This window comes from Bradyrhizobium sp. S69 (genome assembly GCF_009766005.1).
GTDB lineage: Bacteria > Pseudomonadota > Alphaproteobacteria > Rhizobiales > Xanthobacteraceae > Bradyrhizobium.
The window spans coordinates 126,447-142,312 of record NZ_LMUK01000027.1 but is presented as its reverse complement, the minus strand read 5'-3'; the positions used below and the strand labels follow the sequence as shown (position 1 = coordinate 142,312).

Here is a 15,866-nt window from a genome sequence, read left to right as displayed (position 1 = left end):
CTAATTTCCTGGCGCTGCGCGTTTGGGCGTCAGTTTGAACCATTCAACTGGCCCGCCGCAGTTGGAGCAATACTCGATTTCGACAATTTCCGAAGTTCCGCACCTAGCGCGGGCTGGCGTCAGAAATCGGATCGGTTGCGCGATGAAGAAGTTCGAGGACTCCACGCGACAAATATCCTGAATTGTCAGGTAGTCCGAAAGCCGATCGAGTTTCAGAAAATGTCGCGATGTGTCGGTGTATGGACCGTACGCAAAGGCCTCGAGCGGCGGCCGGCTTTGGTCACGCGACGCTTCCCGAAACAGAGTCACCTGCGCATAGGCGAACCCGCAGACGAGCAAGGCCTGCAACGAAAGGCGCCAGCGATCCGCCAGATGATCGATTGCGAGCGCGATCGAGCAAAACAACAGAAATTGCGGAATGATGTAATATCGATCGGCGATCCCTCGGGTTGCCAGCATGAGGGCGGGGAAGAACGTGATGGTCCAGATCATCAGGACGTTGAACAGCTGATCTTGCCGGCCAGGATCTTGCCGGCCAACACGCGCGTCGCGCATTTGATTGACCGCAATCGCCAGGAATGTCGATGCAAGCGCCGCCATCCGGAAATGCAGTCCGGCCATTTCGATCGGACCGGGCGTGTAGGAAACAACGCGCTCCAGCATGATAATGCCGGACACGGTCCCGAAGAATGTCAACAGGCTTGTTGGCGAGGCCAGCAGCGAGCCGGCGATGATGAAGAACGCGATTCCCTTTTGGGCATAAGGAAGGGGCGGGCGCGTCATTACTCCGAGTAGGGTCGGAAGCAAATTTCGCTCGGCGCGAACATAAACCGCGCTGGTCAGCATCAGCAGTGCAAAGCCCAGAACAAGCGCCGGCAGCGCGTGAAGTGGGAAGGGGCCATCGGCCACGAAGCGCTTGCCATGAAGCGCAACCTGCGGAACGAGATTGAAATACCCGAGCAGCAGCAGCCTCGCGCTGTCCTCGGTGGGCCATTTGAGCGCAACAAGGGTCGTTGCCAGCGCAAAAGACAGGGCCGCGGCGAGGAATATCTCATGGTTCCAGGTTCCAACCGAGAACGCCAGAAATAGCAGAAACGCCGATGGCGGGGAGGTGCGGTCGCGCTTCAAGACGACCGTGAGCGAGAAGATGATGAGCGATAGCAGGAAATTCTGCAATGCATTCACTTCCCAGGCCACGCGACTGTAAAAAAGAAACAGAAGCGAGGACCCCATCAGGAGCAGAAAGTACAACGCCGCGCCTCCGCGCCTCCACAGCGCGGCTGTCATGAGGAGAAGCGACAGCGAATTCAGCATGGCGCCCGGTAGTCGCAGGCTTAGAACGCCCGGCGACAGCATCGAAGCTGCCCACGTCACGATCTCCGGAAACAGCGAGCCAGTGTAGCCATTCATGCCCCTGAGGGTGAACAGTCCTTTGGCGTGCTGCTCGACCGCGCGCAATCCGACCCAGGCCTCGTCGCCATGCAGGCCTGGAAAGGATCGCAGCCTAAAGAAAAGCGCGGCCGAGATTGTGGTCATCGCGGTTGCGACGAGAAGCTTATAGGCGGCAGCGGTAGATGGGCATGTCAGCGCGTATCGCCAGCGCTGCAGCGTCATTTGCGGTTCTGATCTTTTAGTGCGGCCCAGCAATACGCCGCCGCGAAGGCGGCAATCGCGAGTAGGAAACCAAGGGCGATGGTCTGTTCCATACGTCGGTGCTCTCTCTTGAATGATCGCGCTCAGATATGTGGGAAAATTACCCACGTCAACCGAAAAGTGGCGTTCGCGCCGCGCGATGCCGCGTGGCCGGCCAAGAGAGCAAGCGTTTCAATAAATAGGTTGCTGAAGAGCTGTGGCGACGGAAGCGCGTCTGGCGCGATTGCAGTTCGAGGGGATTTGAATTTCTGGCTGTCATGCCCGGACTTGATCCGGGCATCCATCCTCTTCGTAAGAGTCGTTCGTGATGGATTGCCGGGTCAAGCCCGGCAATGACGACAGCCCTACCTCTCCGTCAGCTTGAGCTCGATGCGGCGGTTGCGCTTGTAGGCGTCTTCGGTTTGCGCGGTATCGAGTGGCTGGAATTCGGCAACCCCCGCCGCGACCAGCCGTTGCGCCGGCACGCCCAGCGATATCAGATACTGCACCACCGAAATCGCGCGCGCCGACGACAATTCCCAGTTCGACTTGAACAGCGGGCTGTTGAAGATCGGCCGTGCGTCGGTGTGGCCGTCAACCCGCAATACCCAGGCGATTTCGCTCGGGATCTGCTTGTCGAGATCGGTCAACGCGCTTGCGACCTTGTCGAGTTCGGCACGGCCTTCGGGTAACAGCAAGGCCTGCCCGGTGTCGAAAAATACTTCCGACTGAAACACAAAACGGTCGCCGACGATCCTGATATCAGGCCGGTTGCCCAAAATGGCGCGAAGCCGGCCGAAGAATTCCGAACGATAGCGCGACAATTCCTGCACCCGCTGCGCCAGCGCCACGTTGAGCCGCTGGCCGAGATCGGCGACACGCCCCTGCGATTCCTTGTCGCGTTTCTCGGAAGCATCGAGGGCTTCCTCCAGTGCTGCCAACTGGCGCCGCAGCGCGCTGATCTGCTGGTTCAGGACCTCGATCTGCGCCAGCGCGCGCGTGGAGACCGACTTTTCGGAATCCAGCGCCTTGTTGAGTTCGTTGGCGCGTCCGGCAGCATCGTTGCCGGCGCCGGCAAGGCCCTCATAGAGCCCCTTGACGCGATCGCGCTCGGTCTCCGCCGACGACAGCCCCGCCTTCAGTTGCGACAGCTGATCGTTGAGATTGAGGTCGGCGAGTTTTTCCAGCGACAGCAAATCGTTCAATTGCGCGATCTTGGCGTTGAGCTGCTCCAGCGCCTTGTCCTTGCCGGTGACTTCCTGCGACAAATAGAACTGCACTACCAGGAATACCGAGAGCAGGAACACGATCGACAGCACCAGCGTCGACAGCGCGTCGACGAAACCCGGCCAGTAGTTGAAACCGGATTCACTGCGGCGGGTACGGGCAAGGGCCATCGGAAATTCTCTCTATTCATTTGACGCGTTTTCCCGACGCGAACCGGTGCCCATTTCGCTCGAAAACGCTTTGCTAATTCTTCTCGGGCTGGCGCGCGATCCGCTCGAGCAATTTCTTTATCTCTTTGTTCTGCTCGCCCTGGCCGTCGGCCCATTCGCGGATCATCTGCTGTTCGGTGCGCATATGCGCGACCAGGCCCTGAATGGCCTCGGCGAGATTGGCCATTGCCGCCGTGGTGCCGCGGTTGCTGCCGCCTTCTTCCATGGTGGAGCGCAATTTCTCGATGGCGTTCTGCAACTCGCCGCCGGTGCCGGAGGCGCTGTCGCCGGAATATTCGCGCACCGTGGAGGCGAGCCAGTCTTCCAGATCGGTATAGAACCGGTTCTGCGCCTGGCTGGATTGCAGGTCGAGAAAACCCAGGATCAGCGAGCCGGCGAGGCCGAACAGCGACGACGAAAACGAAATGCCCATGCCGCCGAGCGGCGCCGCCAGCCCCTCCTTGAGCGTATCGAACAGCGCGCCCGCGTCGCCGCCGACCTTCAGTCCATCGATCACCTTGCCGACCGAACCGACGGTCTCGATCAGGCCCCAGAAGGTGCCGAGCAGGCCGAGGAACACCAACAGACCGGTCATGTAGCGCGAAATGTCGCGGGCCTCGTCGAGCCGGGTCGCAATCGAATCGAGCAGATGCCGCATGGTCTGCTGCGAGATCGTCATCCGCCCGGTGCGCTCGCCGCCGAGGATCGCCGCCATCGGCGCCAGCAAGGTCGGGCGCCGCTCGATCGCAAGGCCCGGATCGGCGATACGGAAATTATTGACCCAGGCGACTTCCGGATAGAGCCGGATCACCTGCCGGAACGCCAGGATGGTGCCGATCAAAAGCACAAGCCCGATCAGCGCGTTGAGGCCGGGATTGGCGAAGAACGCGGTGACGATCTGCTTGTACAGCACCACCATGACGAGCGCGCACAGCACCAGGAATACCAGCATCCGGACCAGGAAGATCCGTGGCGAAGACAGCTTGGTCAGTTCGATTTCCATCGCGGAAGCGGGAGTGGGGCCTGAAGGCATTGCCGGTCATTACCTTTTGCGAGCGAAGCGCGTTCGGGCGCCAATATGGCACAGCGGTGCCGGGAAAAAAGGCCAGTTGCGCCTGGTTCGTGGCGGCAACAGGGAACTTCGGCGTGAAACCCGGCTTGGTTCGCAGCGTATTTCATAAACCTTCGATGTCACCCGCTTTTAACCGGCAATTGCATGATCATTTCGTATTTGGGGGCTATCGCCGCGATCGCGGTGGCGCTGTCGGTCCTGATGGCCGGGGCCTGGCTGGTGCAGCAGCGCACCGGCAATTCGGGCTGGGTCGATACCATCTGGACTTTCTCGCTGGGCTTGACCGGCGCCGCCAGCTCGCTGTGGCCGATCGCCGGCTTAAGCCCCAACCCGCGGCAATGGCTGCTCGCGATATTGGTGGCGGTCTGGTCGATCCGGCTCGGTTCCCACATCGCGCGGCGCACCGCCGGGATATCAGACGATCCGCGCTATGCCGCGTTTGCGAAAGAATGGGGCGTCGATTCGCCGCGCCGGATGTTTGTGTTCTTGCAAAATCAGGGACTGGGATCGGTCCCGCTGGTGTTTTCGATTTTCGTTGCGGCGCGATTTCCGCACGACGCGCTGCGGATCCAGGATTATCTCGGTGTGCTGGTCTTGCTGGTCGGCATCGCCGGCGAGGCGCTGGCCGACGCGCAGCTCCAGACCTTCCGTAGCGATCCCGCCAACCAGGGCCGGGTCTGCGATATCGGGCTGTGGCGCTGGTCGCGCCATCCCAATTATTTCTTCGAATGGTTCGGCTGGCTGGCCTATCCGGTGATCGCGATCTCGCTTGAATACGGCTGGGGCTGGGTGACGCTGTTGGCGCCGGTGTTCATGTACTGGATCCTGGTGCATGTCACCGGCATACCGCCGCTGGAAGCGCAGATGCTGCGGTCGCGCGGCGAGCGCTACCGGGACTATCAGTCGCGCACCAGCGCCTTCTTTCCATTGCCGCCGCACCCACGCATGATCCCGAAAAGTGGGAACCGGTTTTCGGAAAAAGATCATGCGTAAAATGAAGGGAGCCACTGCATGAGCTTCGTTTCCAACATCATCGTGGCCGCTGAGCGGGTGCCGCTGCCGGACCTGGTCGTTCGCGCCGCGATCCAGCGATTATGCTCGCGCACCGCGGCGCGGCTTGCGGACGGCAATGCCGAGAGCGACGTGGCGTTCGCCGATGAGATGGCGGCGCGCGCGATCGCCGAACACGCGGATGCGGCCAACGCGCAGCATTATGAAGTGCCGGCGGCGTTCTTCGCGCATGTGCTCGGCCCCAACCGCAAATACTCCTCGTGCTTCTACAAGGAGCCGGCCTCGACCTTGCAGGAGGCCGAAGAAGAGGCGCTGCGCCAGACCGTCGAGCACGCCGACCTTGCGGACGGCCAATCGATCCTCGAACTCGGCTGCGGCTGGGGTTCACTGTCGCTGTGGATGGCGCGGCAATTCCCGAATTCGCCCATCGTCGCGGTGTCCAATTCGAATTCGCAGCGCGAATTCATCGAAGGCGAAGCAGCCAAGCGCGGCTTGAAGAATCTGCGGGTCGTCACCGCCGACATGAACGGCTTCGATCCGGACCGGACATTCGACCGCATCGTCTCGGTCGAGATGTTCGAACACATGATGAACTGGCGCGCGCTAATGACCAGGGTGAGCGGCTGGCTGGCGCCCGAGGGGCGGTTCTTCATGCACATCTTCAGCCATCGCGCCGGATCCTATCTGTTCGACCGCGCCGACCGCGAGGATTGGATCGCGCAGCATTTCTTCACCGGCGGCGTGATGCCGAGCCACCATTTGATCCGGCAATACGCCGATCTGTTCGCGGTCGAGAAAGAATGGCGCTGGAGCGGTACGCATTATCAGCGCACCGCGCTCGACTGGCTCGAGCGTTTCGATGCCCGCCGCGACGAGATCGAAGCGATCCTGCGCGAGGTCTACGGCAACAACACCGGCCTGTGGATGCGGCGCTGGCGCTGGTTCTTCCTCGCCACATCAGGCCTGTTCGGCTACGCCGACGGCAGCGAATGGGGCGTCAGCCACTATAGGATGCGGGCGGTGTAGCCAAAACCGTCATTGCCGGGCATAGCCGTCTGAAGGACGGCGTCGCTTCCGCTAGCCTATGACCCGGCAATCCGTCACGAAAGACTCTTGCGAAAATTGATGGATGCGCGGGTCAAGCCCGCGCATGACGGCTCCCAAGAATCTAGCGGCGCGGTAGCCCGCATGAGCACTTGCGATATGCGGGATAAACCCGGATGTTGCTTCGCTCATCCGGGCTACGGAAACGCCCAGGCTGATTCGATCTTCGCGTATGCCTCACAATCTTGCGCGTCACCGCACGCTCATGAACTTAAATAATTCCGCCTTCCGCCGACTGCGACGCTTCAACGCGGCAAGAACAGCCGCGACAATATAGCCCGCCGCCAAAAGTCGTTGCTGCCTCAGTGTGATAGCCGCGTCTGTGACATTGCGCCGCCCACGCCATGCGTTGCATCGCAACACGCGTTTCTTATCCTCCCTCATCGAGAGCGTGGATCTGCCGCGTCGGCGAATGTTGTCATTCGCAATCAACACCAAACTTTGGGGCATCGTTTTGACATCAGGATTTCGCGCGCAATCGGCGGTTCGGTCCGCCGCCATTGCATTGACGATCGCTGCCATGGCGCCACTGCTGGCAGGATGTGACGAACCGAACACGGCTGCCGCCTCCGCCACGCCCGCGGCGAGCGACGTCAGCATCGTCACCGTCAAGCCGCAAGCCCGTGCGATGGTGCGCGAATTGCCCGGGCGTGTCGCGCCGACCCGCGTCGCCGATGTGCGTCCGCGCGTCTCCGGCATCGTGATCCAGCGCACCTTCCGTCAGGGCAGCGAGGTCAAGGCCGGCGATCCGCTCTACCAGATTGATCCGCGTCCGTTTGAAGTCGAGGTGCAATCCAATGAGGCCGCGCTCGCCAAGGCGGCCGCGGTGCTCGACCAGGCCACGCTGCACGCGCGCCGCATCGCCACGCTGACCAGCCAAAAGACCGCGCCCGAGGCCGAGAACGAAAAAGCCATAGCGGCCGAGCGTCAGGCCGCAGCCGATGTCGAGGGACGCAAAGCCGACGTCGCGCGCGCGAAGCTCAATCTCGATTACGCGACGATCCGCGCCCCGATCGATGGCGTCGTCGGCGCCGCGCTGGCGAGCGAAGGCGCACTGGTGGTGCAGAACGACACGACGAGTCTGGCGACCATTCAGCAGCTCGATCCGATCTATGCCGATTTCACCCAATCGGTCACCGAACTCAACCGGCTGCGCAAGGCGTTTGAAACCGGCGATCTCGATCGCATCGCGCCCGACGCCTTGAAGGTGCGGTTGGTGCTCGATGACGGCTCGGTATATCCCGCCGCCGGCAAGCTGCTGTTTTCAGAAGCTAAGGTCGACGCCCATACCGGGCAGGTCACGCTGCGCGGTGAATTTCCCAACCCGAAGCGCGAGCTGCTGCCGGGCATGTATGTCCGCGTGCTGATCGAGCAGGGCATCGATACCGACGCCATCGCGGTGCCGCAGCAGGCGATCCAGCGCAATAGCGGCGGCGGCAGCGAGGTGTTCGTGGTCAGGGACGACAATCATGTCGCGACCCAGCCGGTTCGCATCGGATCGTTGCAGGATGGCCAATGGCTGGTCTCAGAAGGCCTGAAGGCCGGCGACAAGGTCGTGGTCGAAGGTTTTCAAAAATTCGTCGCCGGCGACGAGGTCAAGCCGCATGCCTGGATGGAAGCCGAGGCATCCGCCGAAACGCCGCTCGCCACACCGGCACCCAAGCCGACCACGCAGGCGCACCGGTAACACCCCCAGGTCATATCTCATGCCGAATTTCTTCATCGACAGGCCGATTTTCGCCTGGGTGGTCGCGCTGTTCATCTGTTTGATCGGCGCGATCTCGATTCCGCTATTGGCGGTCGCGCAATATCCGATCATCGCGCCGCCATCGATCTCGATCTCGACCAGCTATCCCGGCGCCTCGCCGGAAAACCTCTACAACAGCGTCACCCGGCTGATCGAGGAGGAGCTCAACGGCGCGTCGGGCATCCTGAACTTCGAATCCACCAGCGATTCGCTCGGGCAGGTCGAAATCACCGCCAATTTCGTGCCGGGTACCGACACCGGCGCCGCCTCGGTCGAGGTGCAGAACCGCATCAAGCGTGTCGAAGCGCGGCTGCCGCGCGCGGTGATCCAGCAGGGCATCCTGGTCGAGGAAGCTTCTAGCGCGGTGTTGCAGATCATTACGCTGCGCTCGACCGACGGCAGCCTCGACGAGATCGGGCTCGGCGATTTCATGATCCGCAACGTGCTCGGCGAAATCAGGCGGATTGCCGGCGTCGGCCGCGCCACGCTCTATTCGACCGAGCGATCGCTTCGAATCTGGGTCGATCCCCAGAAACTCGTCGGATATGGCCTGACCGCCGACGACGTCACCAAGGCGATCAACGCCCAGAATGCGCAGGTCGCCTCGGGCAGTATCGGCGCCGAGCCGAGTACGCCGGAGCAGAAGATCTCCGCGCTGGTGCTGGTCAAGGGTCAGCTCGCGTCGCCCGAAGAGTTCGGATCGATCATCCTGCATGCCAATTCGGACGGTTCGACGGTGCGGCTGCGCGATGTCGCGCGCATCGAAATCGGCGGCCTCAGCTATCAGCTCAACACCCGGCTGAACGGCCAGCCGACCGCCGGTCTTTCGGTGTTGCTGTCGCCGAGCGGCAACGCGTTGGCGACCGCCAGCGCCGTCGAAGCCAAGATGAAGGAACTGTCGCGGTTCTTTCCGGCCAATATCACCTACGATATCCCCTACAACATCACGCCGGTGGTCAAGGCCTCGATCGAAAAGGTGATGTCGACGCTGGTCGAAGCCGTGGTGCTGGTGTTCATCGTGATGTTCCTGTTCCTGCAGAACATCCGTTACACCATCATTCCGACCATCGTGGTCCCGGTGGCGCTGCTCGGCACCTCCGCGGTGCTATTGTTGATGGGATACTCGATCAACATGCTGACGATGTTCGGCATGGTGCTGGCGGTCGGCATCCTGGTCGACGATGCCATCGTCGTGGTCGAGAACGTCGAGCGCATCATGGCGGAGGAGGGCCTGCCGCCGAAACAAGCCACCCGCAAGGCGATGTCGCAGATATCGGGCGCCATCATCGGCATCACGCTGGTGCTGATCGCGGTGTTCGTGCCGATGGCGTTCTTTCCGGGCTCGGTCGGCATCATCTATCGGCAATTCTCGGTGACGATGGTTGCCGCCATCGCGTTCTCAGCGCTGCTGGCGATGTCGCTGACCCCTGCGCTGTGCGCGACGCTGCTCAAGCCGGTGACGCCAGGTCACGGTCACGCCAGCCAAGCCGGCTGGTTCAACGGTCTGTTCGGCCGCTTCAACCGCGGCCTCGATGCGGTCAAGGGCCGCTATGCCACAACAGTGGGCTGGTCGCTGAAGCGCACCGGGCGGCTGATGCTGATCTATGCGGCGCTGCTGGTCGGGCTGAGCTGGGCCTTCATTCGTTTGCCCGGCGGCTTCCTGCCGGTCGACGACCAGGGTTTTATCACCACCGACGTGCAGACGCCCTCGGATTCCTCGTACGCGCGCACCGAAGCCGCGGTCGAGGGCGTCGAAAAATATCTGGCGCAACGCGCCGGCGTCGAGAACGTCACCTTCCTGACCGGCTTCAGCTTTGCCGGCCAGGGCATGAACACGGCGCAGGCCTTCATTTCGCTGAAGGACTGGTCGGAGCGCACCGGGCGTGACTCCGCCGCCGCGATCGTGGCCGATATCAACCGGGAACTATCCTCGATCCGCGACGCAAAAATCTCCGCATTGCAGCCGCCGCCGATCGACAATCTCGGCAATTCCGCCGGCTTCAGCTTCCGCTTGCAGGATCGCGGCCAGAAGGGCTACGCCGCGCTGACCGAAGCGGCCGACCGGCTGATCGCGGAAGCCAACGCCGGTGACATTCTGCAAAAAGTCTATGTCGAGGGCCTGCCGCCGGCGCCGCAGGTCAGTCTGGCGATCGACCGCGAAAAGGCCGGCGCGTTCGGCGTTACCTTCGAGGACATCAACAATACGATCTCGACCAATCTCGGCTCGAACTATGTCAACGATTTTCCCAACCGCGGCCGGATGCAGCGCGTGATCGTGCAGGCCGACCGCGGTCACCGCATGAATGCCGAGGACATTCTCAATTACAACGTCAAGAACAGCCGGGGCCAGTTGGTGCCGTTTTCCGCCTTTGCCACGGTCGAGTGGTCGAAGGGGCCGACGCAGATTGCCGGGTTCAACTATTATCCGGCGGTGCGCATCAGCGGCGAAGCGAAACCCGGACATACCTCGGGCGATGCGATCGCCGAGATGGAACGGCTTGCCGGCAAGCTGCCGCGCGGCTTCGGCTACGAATGGACCGGGCAATCGCTGCAGGAAAAACTGTCGGGATCGCAGGCGCCGCTGCTGCTCGGGCTTTCCGCGCTGGTGGTGTTCCTCTGCCTCGCCGCGCTCTATGAAAGCTGGACCATTCCGCTCGCGGTGTTGCTGACGGTGCCGCTCGGGATATTGGGCGCGGTGCTGGCGGCGATGCTGCGAGGCTTGCCGAACGACGTCTATTTCACCGTGGGCCTGATTACCATCATCGGGCTCGCGGCCAAGGACGCCATCCTGATCATCGAATTCGCCCGCGATCTGCGCGCCCAGGGCAAGCCTCTGGTCGAGGCGACGGTGGAAGCATGTGCTTTGCGTTTCCGCCCGATCCTGATGACGGGTGTGGCCTTCGTGTGCGGCGTGTTGCCGATGGTGGTCGCGCACGGCGCCGGCGGCGCCAGCCAGCAGGCGCTCGGCACCGGCGTCATGGGCGGCATGATCGCGGTCGTGATCCTGGCGCTGTTGATGGTTCCGGTGTTTTTCGTGAGCGTGCAGCGGGTGCTGGCGCGGGATCGGGATGAGAGCGCGGAGAAGATGCAGGCGGAGCCGCACGGCTCAGCCGTCGTCACCCGCGCGGGCGGGTGACCCAGCGCGTGTAGCCCTATGCGGGCATGGCTACTCCATCCTGATTCAAGTCCCCTCGCTCGCGACAAGCTGACACGTTGCAGCGGTGCCGCCGATCAACATCTCACGTTGGAACGAGGAGATCCCGTGACAGAGCAGGCCAAAATGGAACTCGACCGGCATTTCGACTGGTTTGAAGGCAAGCTTCCGCCGAAGCTGGCCCGCTTTCTCGCCTGGCTGCGCAAGCCCTCTTCGCGGTTGGCGCGAATTCCTCTGGCCATTTTGTTGATTGCCGGCGGCTTTTTCAGTTTCTTGCCGGTGTTGGGACTCTGGATGCTCCCGCTCGGACTTCTTTTGGTCGCGCAGGACGTGCCAATGTTGCAGAAGCCCATGTCGCGAATGCTTGGATGGATCGAGCGCAAATGGGACGAGCGGATCGCACGTCGCTCACTCACGCCGTGAATTGAAAGTCGTCATGCTTCTAGATTGAGCCAACGGTCGCGCGAATGCGCGCCCGATGTCAGGCTCCGCGACATCCGGGTTCATCTGTGGCCCCCGCATATCTGCTCATGCGGGATTCTGGCTTCGGCCGAAGTCCGGCGCGGCGTGCTAACGCTGAGCGATCAGTTCGGAGATGGCGGCGGTCGATTCGATGAAGGCGCGCGGGCAATCGTGCGCCGCGAGCTTGAGCAAAGGCAGCGCTTCCTGTTTCTTTTTCTTCGTGAGCGCAAATTCCCCACCGTAGAAATTGGCTTCGCAGGTCTGCCCGAGTTTCGTTTTCGGATCGCTGTCGTTGGCGGCGGCAACGGTCTGCGCGGCGTTCATCTCCCCGAGGAACTGACGCACCACCGGGGCGGGCCACGCGGTCATGTCAAACTGCTTTGCCGCCTCGGCCAAACGGCTTGGCGTATTGGTGCGGGCGGCGGCGAGATCCAGCCAAATCGCGGCGTAGGCGTCCTTTGGATTTAGTTCGGCTGCTTTCCTGAAATCGGCTTCCGCGTCCGCGAGATGGCCGCCAACGATGAAATAAGCAACGCCGCGGTTGAAATAGAACTCGGCATTATCGGCGTCGAGCTTGATCGCATCGCCAAAATCCGCCAGCGCGGCGGGACCGTTGCCCTTGGTATAGGATACGCAGCCCCGCGTGAAATAGGCCATGGCATAGTTGGGATCGAGCCGGATCGCATCGTTCAAGTCGGGCAACGCATGGTCGAGATCGCCCTTGCGCTTGTACAACTCACCCCGGAAATAATGGGCCAGGGCATAACCAGGATCGAGCCGGATCGACTCGGTGAAGTCAGCCAAGGCGTGGTCGAAGTCGCCTTTGTTCTTGTAGATATCGCCGCGCGCCGTGTAGGCCCAGCCGCTTTTTGGATCGAGCCGGATCGCCTCATTGAAATCGGCGAAGGCGTGGTCGACGTCGGCCTTGCTCAGATAGACGTTGCCGCGATTGGCATGGGCCGCGGCAAGATTGGGATCAAGCTTGATGGCTTCGTCGCAATCCGGCAGCGCGCGATCCGGATCTTTCTTGCCCCACCACCATCCGCAGCGGTTGCTGAGCGCGACCGCGCGGTTTGGTCCGCTTAGCTTGGGATCACCGAGCGCACGGTCGCACGCGGCCAGGTGCTCGTCGGCCTTGCTGATTTCCCCAGCGAACTTGCATTGCTCGAGATCGCTCTGGCTGTCGGCGAGGGCCGGGCTCGAGATCGCAATCAACACGGCCAATCCAGCAAGCGGCACCGAAAAATACATATTCCCTCCCGTTCATCCATCGCTGCGGATGAAATCAATTTTGCAAAGCTACCTATGTCAGCATGGCGGCTTCGTGCAACACCCGCGAACGGGGGCTGTGTCCATACCGTCGATGACCTAATCAGTGGCGGGTCGGTGATTTCCGCGCGATGGCAGGCGACCTGCTGCTGCGCTTTCGAACCGGTGAACGATGCTAACGCTTCGCCGCCGTGGACGTGGCCGGATCGGGATTTACGCCGCGTAAAACTTACGCATGCGGAGCTTGCGAGGGCTCACGCGATTCGCGGCCTGCGACCGCTCGTGTCGTCGTTTCGGTCCGAGGAAACGGCTGCAAACCGCCACTAGCTGGGGATTCTCGATCTAAATTTCCAGATTCCAGAGCTAATTTTCCAACGGCAGCAACACATTGCGACAAATATGTGTGCTTATTGCAACATCTCCCGGAAAGATCGCCCCTGAGGGGCAATTATGACAACTTTGGAATTGCTCTTGTTTGAAGGAAAGGTACCTTTGTAGCTACAAAAATGAGCGCTTTGATTACTTCCCGTTCAGGGGACTGCTGGTCGAGGTTCATGGGCGGATAGTTCGAGGAATGGGCAAGCAAGGCCCGTTTCATTTCCAGGCAAAAAGGGTGGGCACATGAAGTTACATAGCAAGGCTCTATTGGCAGCGGCAGGCGTGATCGCGCTGTCATGGTCGCCGGCATATGCGTTGGAGCCAGGTGCTGCGGCGCAGACCAAAGCGGGCGTGTTGATCGGCGCGAGCGCCGGCGTTCCCCCGCCCGGCATCTATATGATCAACCAGGTGTTCACCTATCAGGCGAACCTGGCTGGTCCCGGCACTGCTGGAGCCACTGGTAAGACCGGCGTGCATGCTGACGTCGACGTGCAGGCCTTCCTGTTCGTTCCCGGTTGGACGTTCCTCGGCGGTACTTATGATGCGGTTATCGCTCAGCCGTTCGTGGATACGAGCGTCGGCAACCCGGTCAACGCGCAATTCGCCGGCGTGCATAACACCTACATCGTGCCGGTCGAGTTGAGCTGGAAGCTCGGAACCAGCGGGTTCCAGTTCAAAACCGGCGTCGGCATCTATACGCCGGATGGTACGCAGACTGGGGCAACCAAGCTCGGCAACCAGGGCGCTCCGTACTGGACCTTCCAGCCCGAAGCGATCCTCTCGTATCTGGCTAACGGCTGGAACCTGAGCGCGGCGGTTTACGCGGAGCTCAACACCCAGAACACCACCACCAACTATACCTCGGGTGATGTTCTGCACGCCGACTTTACCGCCACCAAGACCATCGGCAAGTGGACCCTCGGTCCGGTCGCTTACTACGTCGGACAGGTTTCCAACGACAATTGCTCGTCGATTACCTGCCAGACGACCTACGGCGTAAGCTCTGCCACCTCCGCTATTCTGACCAACAACCGGTACAACGTCTGGGCAGTTGGTGGTCTTGTGGCGTACGACTTCGGACCCGCCGCGCTGTCGGTCTGGGCAACCCAGGAAGTTTCCGCAAAGGCTTCGAACGCTGCCGCTGCTGCAGCACTCGGTGCGGATCCCTCCACGGTTACGCAGGGCATGACGGTCTTCGCGACCCTGAGCTATCGTCTCTGGGGACCTGAAGAAGCACAGCCGGTCAAGACCTCGATGTACCACAAGTAATAACGTCTCTTTGCTACCGAATGTCCCCTCCCATCATCGATGTGGAGGGGACATTTTTTTGTGGCGCGGTCATTTCATGACGATAGCGTTTTCAAGCCAACGGGTCGCGCGAATGCGCGCCCGATGACAGGCTCCGTGGCAGCAGGTTCGCGTGAAGAAAACGCGTCAAAACAAAAAACCAGAGCCCGGTTCTGATTGAATCAGAACCGGGCTCTGGCCGCGGTCCGCTCAGTCCCCGCGTTGTCCAGCGGAAGCTCCAAGCTCGACCGTCATTGCCGCGCTTGAGCCGGCAATCGATCAAAAAAACTTAGGATGAAGACGGATGGATAAGCGGGCCGGACTACCCAAGGCCACGCCAAGGCTCCGCCGCGCACTCCGGAATTAAGCTGCCGAAGTTTCAGCGGGGGCGGCGAGCCCGCGTCTGACGACGCACAAACGAGTTAGTTACTTCCCCAACGGCCGCAGGATCTTCACCAGCTCGGCGTGGATGTATTCGTTGCCGCAGATCAGATTGCCGGTCTTGAGCGGGTCGCTCTGGCCATCGACGCAACTGACGACGCCGCCGGCTTCCTTGATCAGGATCGCGCCGGCCGCCATGTCCCAGGCTTGCAGGTTGCGCTCCCAATAGCCGTCGAGACGGCCCGCGGCGACAAACGCCATGTCGAGCGAGGCGGCGCCGAACCGGCGCAGACCGGCGACCCGGTTCTGGATTTCGGTCATCTCGCGGCGCGACAGATCATGATCGCCGCGCCCGATATGCGGCAGGCCGCAGGCGACCACGCAGTCATCGAGCCTGCGCCGGCCGGCGACGCGCAGCCGCTGATCGTTGAGGAAGGCGCCCTTGCCGCGCTCGGCGATGTAGAGTTCGTCATTGGCCGGATTGTAGATCAGGCCGGCGATGATCGTGTCCTCGCGTCGCAGCCCGATCGAGATCGCAAATTGCGGGATGCCGTGCAGGAAATTCGTGGTGCCGTCGAGCGGGTCGACGATCCAGGTGTGGGTCTTGTCGGCGCCTTCGCGGGTGCCGCCTTCCTCGCCGATGAACCCGTAACCCGGTCGCGCCTTGATGAGGTCCTCGTAGAGCATTTCCTCGGCGCGCTTGTCGGCCAAACTGACGAAATTGGCGGGGCCCTTCAGGGACACCTGAAGATTCTCGATCTCGCCGAGGTCGCGCTTGAGGCTGCGGCCGGCGCGGCGCGCGGCTTTGACCATGACGTTCATAAGGGCTGATTGCAGCATGATGTCGGTCTTGTACTCGATCCCGGGATTGATGCTTCAAACGGAAAGCCGCGCTCCCTCTCGGATCTCAGAGGGCCGGGCGAGGGTCACAAG

At 61.7% G+C, this 15,866-nt stretch carries 12 protein-coding genes; 6 read left to right on the top strand and 6 right to left on the bottom strand.

Annotation, left to right across the window (positions count from 1 at the left end; all coding sequences use genetic code 11):
- From GSQ88_RS11155 to GSQ88_RS11145, 3 genes are all read right to left on the bottom strand, one after another.
- Positions 1-1,614, bottom strand: coding sequence for a hypothetical protein (locus tag GSQ88_RS11155; protein ID WP_159007794.1), 1,614 nt, complete (start codon positions 1,612-1,614; stop codon positions 1-3).
- A gap of 383 nt (positions 1,615-1,997) precedes the next feature.
- Complete coding sequence (locus tag GSQ88_RS11150; RefSeq protein WP_159007793.1) at positions 1,998-3,029, bottom strand: peptidoglycan -binding protein; 1,032 nt, start codon at positions 3,027-3,029, stop codon at positions 1,998-2,000.
- A 73-nt stretch (positions 3,030-3,102) separates the two neighbouring features.
- Complete coding sequence (locus GSQ88_RS11145; protein ID WP_159007792.1) at positions 3,103-4,101, bottom strand: flagellar motor protein MotA; 999 nt, start codon at positions 4,099-4,101, stop codon at positions 3,103-3,105.
- Between the two features lie 183 nt (positions 4,102-4,284).
- Between GSQ88_RS11145 and GSQ88_RS11140 the strand changes: the two genes are divergently transcribed.
- Both GSQ88_RS11140 and GSQ88_RS11135 read left to right on the top strand, forming a co-directional pair.
- The gene (locus GSQ88_RS11140) at positions 4,285-5,133 is read left to right on the top strand and encodes a DUF1295 domain-containing protein (RefSeq protein ID WP_159007791.1); all 849 of its coding nucleotides are present in this window, start codon (positions 4,285-4,287) and stop codon (positions 5,131-5,133) included.
- Between the two features lie 18 nt (positions 5,134-5,151).
- Positions 5,152-6,177 (top strand): SAM-dependent methyltransferase, encoded by a 1,026-nt coding sequence (locus tag GSQ88_RS11135; protein ID WP_159007790.1) that lies wholly within the window; start codon positions 5,152-5,154, stop codon positions 6,175-6,177.
- Between the two features lie 270 nt (positions 6,178-6,447).
- Here the strand turns inward: GSQ88_RS11135 and GSQ88_RS34945 are convergent, their stop codons facing one another.
- Positions 6,448-6,777: a hypothetical protein gene (locus GSQ88_RS34945; protein WP_174247976.1), complete on the bottom strand. Its 330-nt coding sequence runs from the start codon at positions 6,775-6,777 to the stop codon at positions 6,448-6,450.
- Between GSQ88_RS34945 and GSQ88_RS11130 the strand changes: the two genes are divergently transcribed.
- The 3 genes from GSQ88_RS11130 (at position 6,776) to GSQ88_RS11120 (ending at position 11,579) form a co-directional block, all read left to right on the top strand.
- Positions 6,776-7,942, top strand: coding sequence for an efflux RND transporter periplasmic adaptor subunit (locus GSQ88_RS11130; protein WP_246735229.1), 1,167 nt, complete (start codon positions 6,776-6,778; stop codon positions 7,940-7,942). The genes GSQ88_RS34945 and GSQ88_RS11130 overlap by 2 nt on opposite strands.
- 19 nt (positions 7,943-7,961) lie before the next feature.
- Positions 7,962-11,138: a multidrug efflux RND transporter permease subunit gene (locus GSQ88_RS11125; RefSeq protein WP_159007788.1), complete on the top strand. Its 3,177-nt coding sequence runs from the start codon at positions 7,962-7,964 to the stop codon at positions 11,136-11,138.
- 144 nt (positions 11,139-11,282) lie between these two features.
- On the top strand, positions 11,283-11,579 hold the full coding sequence (locus tag GSQ88_RS11120) for a hypothetical protein (protein ID WP_502706720.1): 297 nt from the start codon (positions 11,283-11,285) through the stop codon (positions 11,577-11,579).
- A 147-nt stretch (positions 11,580-11,726) separates the two neighbouring features.
- Here GSQ88_RS11120 and GSQ88_RS11115 read toward each other — a convergent pair whose 3' ends face one another.
- Positions 11,727-12,869, bottom strand: a complete 1,143-nt coding sequence (locus GSQ88_RS11115) for a tetratricopeptide repeat protein (protein ID WP_159007786.1) — start codon at positions 12,867-12,869, stop codon at positions 11,727-11,729.
- A 639-nt stretch (positions 12,870-13,508) separates the two neighbouring features.
- Here GSQ88_RS11115 and GSQ88_RS11110 point away from each other — a divergent pair.
- Entirely contained in the window at positions 13,509-14,534 is a 1,026-nt protein-coding gene (locus tag GSQ88_RS11110) for a SphA family protein (protein WP_159007785.1), read from the top strand.
- A 444-nt stretch (positions 14,535-14,978) separates the two neighbouring features.
- Here the strand turns inward: GSQ88_RS11110 and GSQ88_RS11105 are convergent, their stop codons facing one another.
- Positions 14,979-15,773, bottom strand: a complete 795-nt coding sequence (locus tag GSQ88_RS11105; protein WP_159007784.1) for an inositol monophosphatase family protein — start codon at positions 15,771-15,773, stop codon at positions 14,979-14,981.
- Between the last annotated feature and the right edge of the window lie 93 nt (positions 15,774-15,866).

Excerpts from the sequence above, each read along its gene's own strand:
- GSQ88_RS11155 (WP_159007794.1), bottom strand. The coding sequence starts at position 1,614 with ATGACGCTGCAGCGCTGGCGATACGCGCTGACATGCCCATCTACCGCT.
- GSQ88_RS11150 (WP_159007793.1), bottom strand. The coding sequence starts at position 3,029 with ATGGCCCTTGCCCGTACCCGCCGCAGTGAATCCGGTTTCAACTACTGG.
- GSQ88_RS11145 (WP_159007792.1), bottom strand. The coding sequence starts at position 4,101 with ATGCCTTCAGGCCCCACTCCCGCTTCCGCGATGGAAATCGAACTGACC.
- GSQ88_RS11140 (WP_159007791.1), top strand. The coding sequence starts at position 4,285 with ATGATCATTTCGTATTTGGGGGCTATCGCCGCGATCGCGGTGGCGCTG.
- GSQ88_RS11135 (WP_159007790.1), top strand. The coding sequence starts at position 5,152 with ATGAGCTTCGTTTCCAACATCATCGTGGCCGCTGAGCGGGTGCCGCTG.
- GSQ88_RS11130 (WP_246735229.1), top strand. The coding sequence starts at position 6,776 with ATGGCGCCACTGCTGGCAGGATGTGACGAACCGAACACGGCTGCCGCC.
- GSQ88_RS34945 (WP_174247976.1), bottom strand. The coding sequence starts at position 6,777 with ATGGCAGCGATCGTCAATGCAATGGCGGCGGACCGAACCGCCGATTGC.
- GSQ88_RS11125 (WP_159007788.1), top strand. The coding sequence starts at position 7,962 with ATGCCGAATTTCTTCATCGACAGGCCGATTTTCGCCTGGGTGGTCGCG.
- GSQ88_RS11120 (WP_502706720.1), top strand. The coding sequence starts at position 11,283 with ATGGAACTCGACCGGCATTTCGACTGGTTTGAAGGCAAGCTTCCGCCG.
- GSQ88_RS11115 (WP_159007786.1), bottom strand. The coding sequence starts at position 12,869 with ATGTATTTTTCGGTGCCGCTTGCTGGATTGGCCGTGTTGATTGCGATC.
- GSQ88_RS11110 (WP_159007785.1), top strand. The coding sequence starts at position 13,509 with ATGAAGTTACATAGCAAGGCTCTATTGGCAGCGGCAGGCGTGATCGCG.
- GSQ88_RS11105 (WP_159007784.1), bottom strand. The coding sequence starts at position 15,773 with ATGCTGCAATCAGCCCTTATGAACGTCATGGTCAAAGCCGCGCGCCGC.